Source organism: Paenibacillus sp. BJ-4, assembly GCF_020404765.1.
Classification (GTDB): Bacteria; Bacillota; Bacilli; order Paenibacillales; family Paenibacillaceae; genus Paenibacillus.
This window is the reverse complement of the sequence record NZ_JAIVEM010000161.1, coordinates 26,739-43,519: the sequence shown is the minus strand read 5'-3', so window position 1 is coordinate 43,519 and position 16,781 is coordinate 26,739. Positions and strand designations below refer to the sequence as shown.

Annotated in this window: 14 protein-coding genes and 2 pseudogenes; 12 read left to right on the top strand and 4 right to left on the bottom strand. The window is 46.4% G+C overall.

The features are described from left to right. Positions 1 to 73 precede the first annotated feature (73 nt). On the bottom strand, positions 74 to 880 hold the full coding sequence (locus LCF57_RS23635) for a polysaccharide deacetylase family protein (RefSeq protein WP_318840780.1): 807 nt from the start codon (positions 878 to 880) through the stop codon (positions 74 to 76). 311 nt (positions 881 to 1,191) lie between these two features. Here LCF57_RS23635 and LCF57_RS23630 point away from each other — a divergent pair, with 311 nt between their 5' ends. The 7 genes from LCF57_RS23630 (at position 1,192) to mobB (ending at position 6,773) form a co-directional block, all read left to right on the top strand. Further along, entirely contained in the window at positions 1,192 to 2,214 is a 1,023-nt protein-coding gene (locus LCF57_RS23630) for an NADH:flavin oxidoreductase/NADH oxidase (RefSeq protein WP_226002902.1), read from the top strand. Between the two features lie 87 nt (positions 2,215 to 2,301). Continuing rightward, positions 2,302 to 2,970, top strand: coding sequence for a PspA/IM30 family protein (locus tag LCF57_RS23625; protein ID WP_010348252.1), 669 nt, complete (start codon positions 2,302 to 2,304; stop codon positions 2,968 to 2,970). Positions 2,971 to 3,106: 136 nt separating this feature from the next. Continuing rightward, on the top strand, positions 3,107 to 3,514 hold the full coding sequence (locus LCF57_RS23620) for a DUF350 domain-containing protein (protein ID WP_025719331.1): 408 nt from the start codon (positions 3,107 to 3,109) through the stop codon (positions 3,512 to 3,514). A gap of 25 nt (positions 3,515 to 3,539) precedes the next feature. Continuing rightward, positions 3,540 to 4,046, top strand: coding sequence for a DUF4178 domain-containing protein (locus tag LCF57_RS23615; RefSeq protein ID WP_226002881.1), 507 nt, complete (start codon positions 3,540 to 3,542; stop codon positions 4,044 to 4,046). Between the two features lie 13 nt (positions 4,047 to 4,059). Next, a complete protein-coding gene (locus tag LCF57_RS23610) occupies positions 4,060 to 4,815 on the top strand; it encodes a DUF4247 domain-containing protein (protein WP_152381786.1) in 756 nt (251 codons plus the stop codon). Positions 4,816 to 4,950: 135 nt separating this feature from the next. Next, positions 4,951 to 6,228 carry a gephyrin-like molybdotransferase Glp gene (gene glp, locus LCF57_RS23605; RefSeq protein WP_226002880.1) on the top strand — a complete coding sequence of 426 codons (1,278 nt, stop codon included), beginning with the start codon at positions 4,951 to 4,953 and terminating at the stop codon, positions 6,226 to 6,228. Continuing rightward, the gene (gene mobB, locus LCF57_RS23600) at positions 6,225 to 6,773 is read left to right on the top strand and encodes a molybdopterin-guanine dinucleotide biosynthesis protein B (RefSeq protein WP_318840779.1); all 549 of its coding nucleotides are present in this window, start codon (positions 6,225 to 6,227) and stop codon (positions 6,771 to 6,773) included. The genes glp and mobB overlap by 4 nt, the downstream gene beginning before the upstream one ends. Positions 6,774 to 6,777: 4 nt before the next feature. On the opposite strand, the gene xerS is transcribed toward mobB, so the two are convergent. After that, complete coding sequence (xerS, locus tag LCF57_RS23595) at positions 6,778 to 7,878, bottom strand: tyrosine recombinase XerS (RefSeq protein ID WP_226002879.1); 1,101 nt, start codon at positions 7,876 to 7,878, stop codon at positions 6,778 to 6,780. Positions 7,879 to 7,992: 114 nt separating this feature from the next. Here xerS and LCF57_RS23590 point away from each other — a divergent pair, with 114 nt between their 5' ends. The 3 genes and pseudogenes from LCF57_RS23590 (at position 7,993) to LCF57_RS23580 (ending at position 12,396) form a co-directional block, all read left to right on the top strand. Continuing rightward, on the top strand, positions 7,993 to 8,502 hold the full coding sequence (locus LCF57_RS23590) for a GNAT family N-acetyltransferase (protein ID WP_025719325.1): 510 nt from the start codon (positions 7,993 to 7,995) through the stop codon (positions 8,500 to 8,502). Between the two features lie 353 nt (positions 8,503 to 8,855). After that, positions 8,856 to 9,053 (top strand): annotated as a pseudogene (locus tag LCF57_RS23585) (M20/M25/M40 family metallo-hydrolase); the annotation flags it as partial. A 274-nt stretch (positions 9,054 to 9,327) separates the two neighbouring features. Beyond that, a pseudogene (locus tag LCF57_RS23580) lies at positions 9,328 to 12,396 on the top strand (X2-like carbohydrate binding domain-containing protein). Between the two features lie 365 nt (positions 12,397 to 12,761). Here the strand turns inward: LCF57_RS23580 and LCF57_RS23575 are convergent. Next, a complete protein-coding gene (locus tag LCF57_RS23575) occupies positions 12,762 to 13,679 on the bottom strand; it encodes an AEC family transporter (protein WP_226002878.1) in 918 nt (305 codons plus the stop codon). A 251-nt stretch (positions 13,680 to 13,930) separates the two neighbouring features. Between LCF57_RS23575 and LCF57_RS23570 the strand changes: the two genes are divergently transcribed. Together LCF57_RS23570 and LCF57_RS23565 are read left to right on the top strand one after the other, a co-directional pair. Further along, complete coding sequence (locus LCF57_RS23570) at positions 13,931 to 14,911, top strand: copper amine oxidase N-terminal domain-containing protein (RefSeq protein WP_226002877.1); 981 nt, start codon at positions 13,931 to 13,933, stop codon at positions 14,909 to 14,911. 226 nt (positions 14,912 to 15,137) lie between these two features. After that, positions 15,138 to 15,926 carry an SDR family oxidoreductase gene (locus LCF57_RS23565; protein WP_226002876.1) on the top strand — a complete coding sequence of 263 codons (789 nt, stop codon included), beginning with the start codon at positions 15,138 to 15,140 and terminating at the stop codon, positions 15,924 to 15,926. A 61-nt stretch (positions 15,927 to 15,987) separates the two neighbouring features. Here LCF57_RS23565 and LCF57_RS23560 read toward each other — a convergent pair whose 3' ends face one another. Beyond that, complete coding sequence (locus LCF57_RS23560; RefSeq protein WP_226002875.1) at positions 15,988 to 16,713, bottom strand: DsbA family oxidoreductase; 726 nt, start codon at positions 16,711 to 16,713, stop codon at positions 15,988 to 15,990. Positions 16,714 to 16,781 lie beyond the last annotated feature (68 nt).

The window sequence follows — 16,781 nt, the reverse complement described above, 5'->3', positions numbered from 1 at the left end:
CCCAGAGTACCTCTGCTGGAAAGACAGCTTTTTTTATGTTGATCTAGTTGGGTACTCGCTCTTAAACACCCCTTTATTTCCGTTCCGATGTGTGGAGCAGCCGGGGAACTGTAACGAATTTGTAGCCCTTGGCCTTCAAGGACTGAATTAGACCTGGGAGGGCTTGAACCGTGCCTTGTAGGTTGGAACTTTGACCTCCGCCTGCGTGCATTAAAATAATGGAGCCGGGCCCTGTAGCAGGAATCACATTGCGCTGGATTTGTGTTTTACTTAGCCCCTTCCAATCAAGCGAGTCTACATTCCAATTGACAATCATGTAGCCATGACGACGTGCCCACTGGATTTGAGGCTCCGTAATTTCGCCATAAGGTGGACGAATCAACTTGGGGCGAAAACCGGCGCTGGTTTGTAAAATGCGTTCTGTTTTTGTAATCTGACTACGAAAGCGTTCGGGTGTAGCCTTCCTGAAATCCGGATGGGTATAAGAATGGTTCCCTATAGCATGACCTTCACGGACAATACGGCGGATGATACCCGGATGCTTCTCCGCGCGGTGACCTACGATAAAAAAGGTGGCTTTGATGCCGTTCGCGTGCAAAACATCCAAAACCTGCGGTGTATACCTGGAGTCGGGTACATCATCAAAGGTTAAGGCAATTTGGCGGGTATGCGGGCCGCACATTTTAAAAATGTCCGCATGTTTTTTTCGCAACATGGCTAAGGTAGGAGCAATCCGGTCTGTACTTTGGTGTACAGAAGAAGCAACAGCCGCTTCCTTGGGATGGGGCGCTCCGATGTTGGAAGGCGCATCCGCGTGGACAGGAAAACTCGAAAATGCTAGTAACAGTGCCATGCTTGGTAACACTCCTCTGTACGGCATATGTATTCCCCCTTTCCGTCCAGTGGTACGTGGTACCTTGAGGTACTCTCAGCTATTATGTACCTGCCCTATTAAAATTATGCCGCTGATCGGATCAGGCTCATATGCAATGGGTGATAGCATACGATGAAACGGATATGAGTGAAGATGACGAAGCTAAACGTACATATTCTCTTAAACCAGACAGAAAACAATGACATTTTCGCAGGTTTTAGCCTGATAACGGATTCGGTATACCGTGACAACTGGTGTATAATGGGGATGCAATGCATAATTGTACAGACATGGAATTGAAGGAAGGATGGATAAAAGTGACCGACTTGTTTACTCCTTATCAATTAAAGGGGCTGGCCTTAAAAAATCGGATTGTAATGCCCCCGATGTGCCAATACAGCGTGGAGGCCAAAGACGGGAAGCCAACAGATTGGCATCATGTCCATTACGTTAGCCGGGCAGTAGGGGGTACGGGACTCATTATTGTGGAAATGACAGCGGTTCACCCGGATGGACGCATTACAGATCGTGATTTAGGCATTTGGAGTGACGACCATATTCCTGGATATCGTAAAATTGTGGAGGAAGCTCACAAGTACGGTGCCAAAATTGGAATTCAATTAGGTCATGCCGGTCGTAAGGCTGAAGATGCTGAGCAGCCTGTAGCTCCGTCCTCGATTCCCTTTAGCGAACGCTTCAAAGAGCCGCACGCCTTGACGACAGCTGAAGCCAGAGAACTGGTTCAGGCTTACAAACAAGGTGCACGTCGCGCAGTAGAAGCCGGTTTTGACACTATAGAGATTCATGGGGCTCACGGCTATCTGATCCATCAATTTCATTCCCCTTTAACCAATACCAGAGAAGATGAGTATGGACAGGATTTGTCTTTGTTCGGTGTTGAGGTTGTATGTGCTGTTAAAGAGGTTATCCCTGCTGATATGCCTGTCATCATGCGGATATCTGCCAAGGAATATGTCGAGGACGGTTATGATGTGGAATACATATCAGGCATAGGGGAACGCTATCGTGATGCGGGTGTGGATATTTTTCATATTTCTTCTGGAGGCGAGGGGCCGATTGGTTCGGGCGGAGGTCCATCTGCGCGTGCTGGCTATCAGGTGGATTTGGCTCATCACATCCGGGAAAAGCTCAATGTGCCCGTAATAGCGGTCGGCTTACTGGATGATTATGAGGATGCCAGCCGGGTTGTTCGGCAGAAAGAAGCGGATTTGGTAGCCATAGGTCGTGCTATGTTGCGTGATCCCTATTGGGCGCTGCATGCTTCGCGGGAGTTGAAAGTACAGGCGGATATCCCGGAGCCTTACCTGCGCGGCTTTTAGATTTTTTTGAAACCGTCATTGCAAACCTTGCGTAAACATGTGTACAGAGCTTAAAATTTAAGCATTCAACCCTAGGAGGAACTTCACATGTCTATTTTCAAACGATTAAGAGATCTTACGATGTCCAATATTAACGCTATTATCGACAAGGCAGAAGATCCAGTCAAAATGACCGATCAATACATTCGTGATATGCAAGAGGATCTGGAAGATGCAGAGAAAGCGGTAGCCGCTCAAATTGCTATTGAAAAGAGATTCAAGCAGCAATATGAAGAGCAAGCTGCCTTGGTAAAAAAACGCGAAGAGCAGGCCCATACCGCAGCGAAAGCACAAAACGTGGATCTGGCCCGTCGTGCGTTGGAAGAAAAGAAATCTGCCGAGCAAAAAATGAACGAGTTCAAGGCTGGTTACGAGCAGAACAAAGCCGCTGCCGATAACCTGCGTGGCAAGCTGGATGAAATGCGCAGACAGCTGACAGAAATGAAGAACAAGCGTGAGACACTGGTTGCCCGTTATAACGCAGCTAAAGCGCAAACTGAAATTAACAAAGCAATGAACGGTTTTAGCTCAGATACGGCAACTGCCGGATTGAAGCGAATGGAAGAAAAAATGCTGCAGGCGGAAGCACGTGCTGAAGCGAGCAACGAAATGTCCTCCAAGGAAAAATCGCTGGATGAGGAGTTCAAGGAGCTGGATAAGAAGAGCGCCGTGGACGACGAGCTTGCTGCTTTGTTGAAGCAATACGAAAATAAATAAGAAGTGTGAGCATGGCCATCAGCGTAATTGTTGGAAGCGAAGGAGAAACGTTTTCTCCTTCGCTTTTCCCTGCCTGGAGGCGTAAATCAAAAATCAACATAAATGAAGGTCAAGAAGATGTGGAGGATGGGATGAAATGCATTTTTTAGAAACGATGAAAGCGATGCTTGTATGGACTGGCGCGGGTGCCGTGTTGCTGTTCGTATTGATGTATGTCGACTCTTTATTTACGAAGTATAAGGATTTTGCCGAAGTGAAAGCCGGTAATATGGCTGTAACGGTACGATTGATTATGAAGCTGATTGCACAGGGGTACATTTTGTCAGGCTCCATCGCTACAGCTAACAATTTGCTAGAGGCGCTTGTGTACTCTGTAATTGCCTTTGTCATCCTGTTTATTTTGGAAATTATCGTACGTCTGTTGTTGCGGTACTGGGCGCAGTTTGATCTGGATAAAGGCACACAGGAAGGCAAAATTGGTTTCGGGCTGTTTTCAGGGACGCTGCATCTGGTTGGCGCCTTGATTATTACAGCATGCTTCTAGGTTAAGAAAGGCAGGGAAAGTTATCATGGGTGTATGGAAACGAATTTCAAATCTATTTGCCAAGCCTGAGCCGCCGAAAGCGGAGAAGAGTATGCTTCAGTTAAATCCGGGTGATATCTGTGAAGTGTCGCTCGTCACCTATGAAGTGGTGGGCCGAGTACATAATCGTGCCCGGAATGCCGTTGTTTTGACGCTTCAGGATGGTAACCAAGTCAGCTATCTTCATATTGAGGAACGGGAAACACTCCAATTTGGACTATATCAGGCGATCGATGGCCGGCTGGACAACCCGGAGGAAGTGCCGACTATTTTGGAATTAGATGATACAACGTATCATTTGGAGGAGCAATATTTTGGGCATGTTACTGTTACGGGGCGTACGCCTTTCCGGCAGGGTGGAGAACAGCATGTTTGGCAATATCAGTCGGATGACTATCATCTGTTGCGGGTAGAGTGGCAGGACGGTCGCTTTATGCTTTATGAAGGTGAAGAAGTGATTACCGGAGACGTCAAGGTTATTCGGGCAAGCTAGGAGAGGGTTACACATGAGCAAACGCACCTGGCAGTATGCATTAAAGGTCATTGTGGCGCTGAGCTTGTTCGTATCCGTGCTAAGCGGCTGCGGTGCGCCAAATGTGAAAGATACGTACCCGCTGGAATCGGTAAGTGGTAGCGGAAACTCGACCTCATACGTGTACCGGGCCGCTGGCAAAACGGTTCCAGAAGTGGCGGAGGAATTGAAAGAACAGCGTACACCGGAACAAATGTCGCCGCAGAGCAATGAGCGGATGTTTCTGGTATATAACGATGAGTGGTACCATTTGCAGCAAGACCCAGCCAAGAAGGAAGATACGCTAATTGAAGTCGACAGTAAACAGTATGTCGAACAAAATTATAGCTCCAGCTTTCTAAAAGGATACTTAACCGCAACTGTGCTGGATGCTCTCTTTGACTCGTTGCGTGGATCAGGTTCTTACCGGGGCTATTCAAGCAGGGATGTATATCGGCCTTCTCAGGGGCAATACCGAGCCCCTACAGTGCAGGAAAAGAAAGCCATTCCCCCAATTACAGTGGAACGAAAAGGTTCGGTTACTCGTCGAGGGAAGGGATCAGACTCCACTGTCGGATCAGGCGGAAGCTTGTTCGACAGAGGCTCCAGCAGCAGTTCACCAAGCAGAGGCTCGATTTCACGTGATCAGGGCAGTAGTGGTTCCGGCATATTTGGCTCGCCCCGCAAATCTTACAGCAAGCCTAAAACACGTAGTGGCTCAGGCAAAATCAGCCGACGAAGTCGACGATGATTGTCATTTTGCCCAAACAGCTCGGGAATAAGATCCCGGGCTGTTTTTTGTTTAATATCAGGGAAGAGGATTTGCCAGAAAACGGTTTTAGGGTTATAACAGAAAGAGGGAACTTTAGAAGAACGGAGTGAGGTTATGAATCAGACAACATTAAACTCGGGAAAATTCCAGCGTAAAGCGGTTCAGGTAGATGAGGCACAGAGAATAATAGCTAACCATGTCAAACAGGGAGAGCGGGAGGAAGTAGGGCTGGAGCAGGCGCATGGACGTTATTTAGCGATGAATTTGACTGCACCACATCCGTATCCCCGTTTTCGTCGCTCTGGTATGGACGGTTATGCGATCCTTGGTTCGGACACCGAGGTTTGTTCATCAGGTCAGGAAATCTGGCTGCGTGTAGTGGACGAAATTCCATGCGGGACCGTATCGGACAAGCGGGTAGAGACGGGATTGGCGGCACGTATTATGACGGGAGCGCAATTACCAGAGGGAGCCGACACTGTTGTCATGCTGGAAGCAACACAGCTACGTGAGGAGGATGGACAGACATACGTCGGCTTGAAGAAGCGTATGGAGATCGGTAAAAATGTAACACAGATCGGTCATGAGATTCAGGAAGGTCAGCTCTTGCTCAGTAAAGGAACCTGCCTGGGAGCGGGACATATCTCGGTTTTGGCTACCTTTGGTGTACATCAGGTTCCTGTCTACAGGAAGCCACGGGTGGCCGTTTTTTCCACAGGATCGGAATTACTTGCGGTGGATGAACCGTTACAACCCGGAAAAATTCGAAACAGTAATACATATATGTTGGCCTCTCAGATTAGGGAGGCAGGAGGAGAGCCCTTCATCCTGCAAGCCATTCATGATGAGCTGGAAATTGCGATTGCTTCTGTACGTGAAGCAATCGCAGCCTATGATATCGTCGTTACGAGCGGCGGCGTATCGGTAGGGGATTATGATATTATGGGTGACCTGGTGCGGCAGGAGGACGTAGATATGCTGTTCAATAAGGTCACGATGCGTCCGGGCAGTGTGACAACAGCCGCCGTAATTGACGGCAAGCTGTTATTTGCGCTTTCGGGCAATCCCGGTGCATGCTTTGTAGGCTGTGAGCTGTTTGTGCGGCCTACCATTCAAATGATGCTGTCTTCGGAGCAGCCGTATTTACAAACCTGGACGGTACGGCTGGGAGCAGAGTATGCGAAGGTGAACAATTTTACCCGTTTTGTGCGCAGCTCTCTGGAAATACGCGACGGTCAAGTGTATGCCATTCCTGCGCGAGCGGATGAATCCAGTGTCATGGTGACGATTAAGGACAGCGACTGTCTGATCGTGGTTCCTCCAACAACAGAAGGCTTGCGTGCAGGGGAAGAGGTGCGTGTACTGGTACTCCAAGGCGGAAAGATCACGTGAATATGAAGCAGCCATATGTGTGTCAGATCGTTGGTTACAAAAATACGGGGAAAACGACCTTCCTCGGAGGATTGATTCGTTATTTGCGGGATTCTGGGTTACGTGTGGCGGTGGTTAAGCATGATGGACATGAGTTTGAGATGGATCATGAGGGGACAGATACATACAAACACCGGCAAGCAGGCGCCGAAGGCGTAGCTATTGTTTCTGCTGAAAGAACAGCCATTTTAGAAGAGCAGAGTCGACCTGTCAGCGGACTGATCCGGCATTTTCAGGCATATGACTGTGTATTGCTTGAAGGCTTTAAGCAGGAGCATTACCCAAAACTCGTCATGATACGTGAATCAACAGATGCCCATCTTGCCGCTACGCTGTCAAATGTACAGGGAGTAGCGGTTTGGAGGCATCAAATGGAATGGGCTCAGGGTCACTATTCGGATCAAACGATACAAATATTTGCTGCCGATGCCAACGACCAGGCAGGTCGCTGGGTGATCGGCCAAATTCAGCAGCAAGGTGATGATGTGCCGAATGAACGGAACTGAGACATCAATCGGATGATTCAGCCTGGGACTCCAACCGCCGTTCAATCGCTTGAGACATGGTTTTGTCGGTCAGATGGGCATAGACTTCAGTCGTTTCTGTCGAAGCGTGCCCAAGCTGTTCCTTGGTTTTGTAGATGTCATTTTGCAAATAATAGTCGGTGGCAAACGAATGGCGTAGCTTGTGAACGGTCAGGTAAGGCTTGCCGAACCGTTTGGCGTACTTGATGATCATTGCCTGAATCGCTCTTTTGGTCATCCGTTTTCCCTCCGTACTGCCGTTGGGACGTGCGACAAAGAGAGCTTTTTCTTTTTTTGGAGCGCGGTAACGGGCATGTCTCAGGGACAAATACAGTACAAGATCATCTTTGGATTGCTCGCGGAAATACACTGGTGTTTTAAACGTTTCATCGTTATTACCTTTGCGGTACACATATAGCAATTTATTGTTTAGATCCAGATCATCCATGTTCAGATTGACGATTTCGGACACGCGCAGACCCGAGTTCAGGATGAGACTGGCGATACAGGCATCCCGTTCCTTGTTCAGCTCATAGGAGTAAAGCGCCTGCTTGTTACCGGCCAGATCGTGTCCATAGCCTTCATAAATATAGCCGATAAATTCAAGCAGCTCTTCCTCTTCCAATATTTTTCCCTTGAGCTTGGCGGCTGTATCCTTGGGTTTATGTATGCGCTTGATTTCGACCTTGGCCATAATGTTGCGTTTGAGCAATGGATAAAAATTTTCATCCTCAGCGATCTGACTTAAATAATGAAAGAGGGAACGGAGAGACGATAGCTTGCGTGAAATTGTAATGCGGGAGTTGGAGCCTTCACGCTTAGTGGACAGGAACAAACGAAAACCCGTAATACTGTCCATATGAAGTGTCTCCAATTCTTCCAGCGTAACTTGGGCGTTTGTTTCTCCGGCAGACAAGCCTTCTGAGCGAAGCCATGAAAAAAATGCTTCATAATCCCGTACATATTCCAGCAATGTTGAGGGGGATAGGTCAGGTAGCTTGTAATCCATAAATTGCTGTACGTACCATGGTAGATCCGGCATTTTTTCATCCAGTTTGCGCCGGTCGATGATCTTTTGAATATTCATTGGGTTCCACCTCGTCCGGTCATAATATATATGTATTTTAACATATTTTGAGCAGCACTGGACGGGATGTAATCAAAGTAAAGAACGCATGGAACTGCCAAGAGGGGTGAAAGTATGGGGTATAATATCAAATCCGAACTTAAGTTGTCCATAAAAAGTGTACCAGAGTCGCAGAAGGACATTATTGTGCAGCTCATGCAATTTTATTTATATGATTTTACAGCCTATCTTCGAATTGATGTTACTGAGAAGGGTACATTCCCGGCTTATCCGGATTTGTATCAATATTGGACAAGCGGTGAACAGAAGCTGCCTTTTTTAATATGGAGACAGGATATCCCTGTGGGCTTCGCGCTGGTTGACCGAATGTCCAACAATCGGGAGGCTGACTATTATATGGCTGAGTTCTTTGTGCTTCGTCCTTATCGGCATAATGGTGTTGGAACTTGGGCGGCTCATGAGCTGTTTGGACGTTTTGCCGGGCGTTGGAAGGTGACCCAGATGAGCACGAATAGACCGGCACAATCCTTTTGGCGCAAGGTGATTGATCGCTATACGAACGGGGAGTACAGGGAACAAACACATCCGGTACGAGGGAATATAAGTCAGTTTTTCAATACATGAAAAATTCGCAATAGTATATTATTAACAAAAAAGAGTCGAGGAGATGATCCAGTCGGCTCTTTTTTTGTTGTCAATTCAAGTCTTCTATCCATCCCATCCATAGATCATTCCAATTAGAACCTGCATTGACACTATAAAAACGCAGGTATACAGTTATTTGTATAATTCATATATAACTGATTGGAATTATCAACAATGGAAGATCGCTCAAAAATGCAATGCATTCATAACACTCCCCCTAAGATTGGAGAGTGTTTTACAGGTGAAACGAACAAGTCGATATGCAAAGATGGTAGCTCTAACTCTGTCACTAGTGCTAGTATTATCGGCATGCTCGGGTAATGGTGGAGTCAGTACTTGGCATTTTAGAGGGGGGTCAGCCGGGTAGAACGATTGCATTTCGTGCCGATTTTGATGCGCTTCCCATTCAGGATGAAAAGGATACGCCTTATAAATCAACAGTCCCCGGTGTTATGCATGTATGCGGACATGATGGTCATACGGCCCGCGCAATGCGCGGTTTTTTGCTATATATCAAAGTATTTAGACAGCTAAAAGAATGAGGAATATAGTAATTAATTCACTATATGAAAAATTCACCCTTAGTGCAGACTGTGCTACGGGCGTTAATATTACATTATCTTGATTTTTTACACAAGGAACTGGAAAAAAGATGACGAATCTATTGTGCAAGAACAAATGTAAGCGCTAACACTAATGGAATTTCGCAACTTTATTTTATCGATAAATGATTGGAGGTGAGGGCTTCTTTCATCTGGTATGGCTTGCACATTCAAATGAAAATGAAGAAGGAGGTTGAATTCATTGAGTAAAGCAAAAAGCAGGTTGAGAATTGCATGTTTGGCGCTTGTGGTAGCGGGTGCTTCCTGGACGGGGATGGTAGCGCCGACCCATGCGGCTCCAAGTGACGATTACACTTGGAAAAGTGTCGTTACGGGTGGAGGCGGCGGTTTTGTGCCTGGTATCATTTTTAATGAAAAGGAAAAAAATCTGATCTATGCCCGGACAGATATCGGAGGTGCTTACCGCTGGGATGCTGCCAATGAGACTTGGATTCCATTGACGGATTCTGTGGGCTGGGAGGATTGGAACAAAAATGGTGTGGATGCACTGGCCACCGATCCTGTTGAACCAAATCGTGTATATATAGCTACAGGTACGTATACAAATTCATGGGATAAACAAAACGGGCAAATTATGCGTTCTACCGACCGGGGCAATACGTAGCAGACGACAAAGCTTCCTTTTAAGGTGGGAGGCAATATGCCAGGGCGCTCGATGGGTGAACGTCTGGTTATTGATCCGAACAAGAACAATATACTGTTCTTTGGAGCCCGTAGTGGTAATGGATTATGGAAAAGCTCGGATTATGGGGCAACCTGGAGCAAGGTGAGCAGCTTTCCAAATCCAGGAACGTATGTGCAGGACCCTTCGAATGAGTATACGAGTGATATTGTCGGTCTGGCCTGGATTACTTTTGACAAAAAGACGGGCTCTGATAGTAAAGCAACACAGACGATCTATGCAGGTGTTGCGGATAAAAAGCAAAGTGTCTATCGGAGTACAGATGGCGGGACAACCTGGTCTGCTATCGCAGGACAACCAACCGGCTATTTGCCACATCATGGGGTGTTATCGTCGGATGGTAATCTGTACATTTCGTATAGTGATGGAGCAGGGCCATACGATTGGACAAAGGGAGAAGTGTGGAAATTGAATACAGCAAGTGGGCAATGGAGCAACATTAGCCCCGTTGCCAGTAGCAGCACAGACAATTATTTTGGATATGGTGGACTGACAGTAGACGCGCAGAAGCCGGGTACTCTTATGGTGGCTACTTTGAATTCCTGGTGGCCGGATGCAACGATTTACCGCAGCACCGACAGCGGGACAACCTGGAGTCCGATTTGGGAATTCGATGGGTATCCGACTCGCAAGCTGAAATACAATTTGGATATAACAGCTGCGCCTTGGCTGACCTTTAATGCCAATCCTGCGCCACCCGAGGTATCCCCGAAACTGGATTGGATGATCGGTGATCTGGAGATTGATCCATTTAATTCAGACCATATGCTGTATGGGACGGGAGCTACGATTTATGGCTCTAAAAACCTGACCAACTGGGATAAAGGAGGCAAGCTGGACATTTCAGTGACCGCTAAAGGATAGAGGAAACGGCAATTCTGGATCTGGTAAGTCCTCCAACTGGTGCACCTTTGGTGAGCGCAGTAGGTGATGTCTCCGGTTTTAGACATGACGACTTGTTCAAGGCTCCAGCTAAGATGCTGGATAATCCGACCTTTACAAGCAGCGAAAGCATTGATTATGCCGAGCTGAATCCTGCTTTTATGGCACGGGTGGGCAAAGCGGATTACAAAAAAGATCCAAATGCCAAATCCATCGGATTTTCCAATGATGGTGGAGCGAACTGGTACAAAGCTAACAGCGAGCCTTCCGGTACAGCAGGAGGAGGCAGCATCGCGGTAGCGGCTGATGGCAATGGTTTGCTCTGGAGTACATCGGATAAGGGGGTATTCTACTCCAAAACGGGCGGCAACTCATGGACAGCAAGCACAGGTTCCCACAAATGCAAAAATCGCCTCTGACCGGGTGAATTCTAATAAATATTACGCATTTGCTTCCGGAAAAATATATGTGAGCACCAATGGAGGTGCATCATTCACGGCATCAGCGGCAACCGGATTGCCAACAGAAGGCAATGCCGACATTGATGCTGTACGAGGAGCAGAAGGAGATGTGTGGTTCGCTGGAGGCTCCGAGGACGGAGGCCCATACGGCTTATGGCATTCCAAGGATTCCGGTGTTACATTCACCAAGCTCTCAAATGTACAGGAGGCAGATTCTATAGGCTTTGGTAAAGCAGCGCCCAACCGTACCAATGCAGCGGTATTTATTGTTGGTAAAATTGACGGTACACGCGGGTTTTACCGCTCGGATGATGCAGGGACAAATTGGGTACGCATTAATGATGACAAGCACCAATATGCTCGTGTAACTACAATTATTGGTGATCCGCGAATTTATGGACGTGCTTATCTGGGAACGAATGGCCGTGGCATTTTGGTAGCGGATAGAGTAGGGGGTGACCAACCTTCTACCGGACAAGCAAGCATTACACCGACAGCTGCAACCTATGGAGTGGATAATAGCAATACCGATATTGCCGTCAAACTTACACTTAACGGCAATATGCTGGACGCCATCAAGCAGGGAAGCGTGGTGTTGAAAAAAGGTGAGGATTATACGCTTAGTGGAGAAACGGTCGTTCTGACCAATCAGTATTTATCCAAACTGCCAAAAGGAGAGACAGCGCTGAACTTCCACTTTAGTACAGGCAACGATGCAGTATTCACAATTACGGTAAAAGGAGATAAGCCCGGTGAGCCGGGAACTGAGGAGGGTGTTCTGAAGGTACAAGCCTTTAATGGAAATGTATCTGCAATAAGTAATACGATCAGTTCCAAGTTTAAAATAACCAATACGGGAACCTCATCCATTTCCCTTGCAGACGTGACACTACGATATCACTACACCATTGACGGGGATAAAGCCCAAATTTTCTTTACGGATTGGTCAAGCATTGGAACAGAGAACGTGATTGCTAGCTTTAAAACGCTATCCAATACGAAGCCAGGGGCAGATTCTTACGCAGAAATTGGTTTTAAGCCTGCTGCGGGTTCTTTACAGCCTGGTCAAAGTGTCGAGTTGCAAACCCGGATATCCAAAGTGGACTGGAGCAATTACACACAAACCGATGACTATTCCTTTGATCCCACAGCGAATAGCTTAAAAGATTCCACTAAGGTAACCGCTTACTTGTCTGGAAGCAAGCAATGGGGGATCGAGCCTTAAAAAGCCGTGAGCCCCAAAATTGAAGGCAATCGGAACGTAACATGCCAGCCACTTTTAAAAGAGTGAGCTGGCTTTATTTTTAGTGGCCCCGACAACTCTTAATCCTTCAGAAAACCAGTTCAAAGACAAGGGTAAAAGCAGCAACCAATCCAGCTTCAATAACATATAAATAATTATTATTTCACTATATGAAAAATTCATAATAGATAATGATTCTTTCTCGCCTACTATCCTCGTATAACATACAAACCACTCCTATTAGGAAAAAGACAAAAATACCGAACTTATGTTCCTTTTTTCGTAAAAAAATACTCCTGCCACTCGGCAGAAGCGTTTTGTTCCAATTTGATAGCGGATCAATCTTATCAAACCATATGCCGGGATACTGAAATTAACAGTGTCATCGTAATGACATTCACAATTGTAGAAAGTAGTACCGTTTGTGCGGCAAAATCAGGTTCATTTTTATATTCTTCCGCCAAAATACTTGTATTAACGCCAGTAGGCATACCAGATGCAATCAGCAGCGCCTGAGCCGGAATTCCTTTAAGGCCAAGCAGTGATACGAGCAGAAAACCCACTATGGGACCTGTGATCAGGCGGAGTATCATACTGATGTACACAGCTGTACGGCGCAAGCGGAAAGGATATTGCACAATTTGCGCTCCCAAAGTAAGCAAAGCAACGGCAACCATCGACTGGCTGATATAATTCAAAGGCTCAGTTAGTAAATGAGGTAATGGACTATGCAACACATTCAGCAGCAAGCCCAGCGCAAGCGCGTATGGCACAGGCATTTTCAAAAAATTAATTAAAATCTTTCGCGTATTGGCCTTACCATTTTGTACAACAAAAGTACCGTATGTAAACGTAACAAAGCTTTGAAAGGTCATAATCAGAGCTTGAACAGAAATGGCCAGTGGATCACCTTTGAATACCAATTGGTTAATCGGTAGACCATAATTCCCTGAATTATCCAGCATAACACTGTTTGTAAAGGCACCACGCATCCCGCGGCTATATTTCAAAGATCGGGCGACGGTTGTACTGATCACATACAGAATAGCTATGTATAAGGCATAAAAAAGCGAAACCTCACCCATTAGCATTAAGGATATTTCTGAGTTATAAAGGCCCGTAAACACTACCGCAGGGGTGATATAGTAAAAATTGATTTTAGCTAAGGTGTACAAATCCAGTCGAAAATAATATTGCATGATACACCCCAAGCCAATGAGTACAAAAATAGGTAAAACAACTTCCAAAAGAATGGTGCCGAACATGTCTGTTTCATCTTCTTTCTATTATCCGAATGTAAAGGCTGATTCTTAAAAAAACATGTGTAATTTCCATTATACTGCGGAAATAGGTTAGGCGTATAATAAAAAATTTTATAGTGGATTTGCAATCAGGACTGCAGCTTTAACGGTGTTTCACACATTAGATAAAAAAAAGATAAAAAATCAGCTTATAGAAGCCGTTAATACATCTAGGGACATTTGAGCCCGGTCTTACTATAAGGAGGAATCGCATCATGAGAAACACTTGGACAGCCTTATTAGCGTGTATATTGGTCTTGGGATTGACAGCGGGAACCGCTGCAGCCAAGCCAGGACGCGGAAATGATCAAGAGGGCAAACGGGAAGCAAAGATGTCCATTAAAGAGGAGAATGAAAAGAGCACGGAAAAGGTAATCAAACCGCATGATTCAGACAATGATCAATCCAAAAAACGGAAGGACGAAACAGCCGGCAAAAAGGGTGAAACTGCACCTACTACAGTAACTGCAGTAACGTATGACACCTACGGGGAGTCTAAAGGCCATAATGGTCACAAGGGACACAACGGATACAAGGGTCTGCTTAATGCGGTAGAAAATACGAAGGACAAGCCGGCAGGTGCAGTTATTGCGAACCTGCTGCTTACAAAATACCCGGACCGATTGACACAGAAGCAGGTTGCTGAACTCGAATTGATTCGGAATTCCGGTAAAGCACTGACTGAGGCAGCTGATTTGCTGGCTGAAAACGGAAATGTAACGGATGCCGTTTACATGCAGGAGGAGGCGGTGCTAGCTGATGTGTCCAATCTGGACAGCTACAAAAAGCTGGGTGAATTCGCGAAGAAGGCTGGACGGAAGTCGGGTATGAAGCTGTTCGTGAACGGTGAAGAATACGATACCAAACCGATTAATCGCAATGGCACCACACTTGTTCCGTTTAGAACAGCTTCCGAAGCCCTGGATGCGAAGGTCTCCTGGGATCCAAAAGAAAAGGCAGTTACTGTAACTCGTAACGACGTATCCGTCAAATTATTTGTTAACAGTTCCAAAGCATATATTAATGGTCAGCCGTATTCAATCGAGCAGCCGGCATCCATCGAGGACGGGACGACCATGGTGCCTGTAAGGGTAATCGGTGAGGCCTTGGGGACAAATGTTAAATGGGAGCCTGAGAGCCAGTCCGTGGTTGTATACGAGCAGTCAAAATCATCAACGCCTATATCAACACCTTAATTCCTGTGAACAACAAATTTTGTAAAAGCGAAAAGGCTCTTGACTAAATCGTCAGAGTCTTTTCTATTTGACTTTGGAATCAAGAATTGATTTCGTCATTCCAACTACGTGAGAAAGTAGTTCGGCATCATAGCATTTTTGGTGCTTAAAAGGAAAGGATACTCGCATTACGTGTCCGGCATGTGTACAATTAAATAGAGATGACAGAGAAAAGGGAGTGGCATAGATGGATTTAGGATTAACAGGAAAGGCTGCCTTTGTGGCAGGTTCCAGTAAAGGCCTTGGCAAGGCATGCGCACGAGAGCTGGCGCGTGAAGGGGCGAATGTCATGATTTCGGGACGGAACGAAGCAGAGCTTCAGCGGACACAGGCAGAATTACAGGCAACGGCGAGTGGACGGGTTGAATATATAGTGTGTGATGTAACGAAACCAGAGCATATTTCCGAGGCCATCCGCCACACAGCGGATTTATATGGTACGATCGATATTTTGGTTAACAATGCGGGTGGTCCCCCTGCCGGAACCTTCGATGACTTTACGGATGAAGTTTGGCTGCAGGCCTTTGAGCAAAATTTACTTAGTCATATCCGATTGATTCGTGAGGTTCTGCCATATATGAAAAAACAACAAAGCGGTAGAATTTTAAATATTGCCTCATCTTCAGTAAAGCAGCCGATTCCTGGCCTGATTATCTCCAATACGCTACGTACTGGGGTCGCTGGATTGGCGAAGACATTGTCTATGGAATTAGCTCCATACAATATTTTGGTACATACTGTAGCACCGGGGAGAATTGCAACGGATCGTGTTCGTAGCTTGGACGAGCTTCGAGCGGAGAAAACCCAGCAAACAGCGGATGAGGTTCGCCATCAAGCAGAAGGGGGCATTCCATTAGGACGATATGGAGAGCCTGAGGAGTTTGGTAAAGTCGTCGCTTTTCTGGCGTCCACAGCTTCATCCTATTTGACAGGCAGTACCATTCTTGTCGATGGCGGAATGATTAAATCGTTATAAAAATTAAAGAAGCGTACCAGCAGCAGGGCTAATCGGCTGCCGGTACGCTATTTTAGAAGCTTTAGTTATGGCGAGGAATTTCACAACCGTCGTCGGTACATATACCGCCTGCATCATTTTCGGAGGAACCTGCGTTTACCATCGTAAATGGAGAACGTTCGTCCCATGCTTTTTGCAGAGCATCACGGAACACTTCATCCGGCTGAGCGCCCGAAACTGCAAATTTCCGATCAAACACAAAGAACGGTACACCTCGAACACCTAACTCAGCGCCTTCGGCTTCATCGGCTCTAACTTCGTTTGTAAAGCGGTCACTGGCTAATATGGCGGCGGCTTCATTCTGATCCAAACCAACCTCAGCAGCCAATGCCGTAAGCACTTCTTGGTCGCCGGTATGCTGGCCTTCTATAAAAACAGCCTGGAATAAACGCTCGCTAAGTTCCAGCATTTTGCCCTGCGTTTGTGCCCAATGTGTCAAACGGTGAGCATCAAGAGAGTTGGTCGGCACCATCGCATGGATGTTGTACGCCAAACCCGCAGAGCGTGCATTTTCGTTCATCCGGTCATTCATCGACTGAGCCTCTTGCAGACTGACGCCATATTTAGCAGACAGCTCTTCATTAATCGTTTTACCACTATCTCTTACAGCATCGGGGTTCAGCTCAAAGCTCTTAAACGTCAATTTCACTTCATCACGGTGTGGAAATTGCTGCAGCACTTGTTCCAAACGGCGTTTGCCGATATAACAGAACGGGCACATAAAATCAGACCAAACTTCAATATTCATAAGGAAAAGCCTCCATGTTTACATTTTTTATTGCATAACCTGAAATGGCACAGCTCATTTTTAGAATG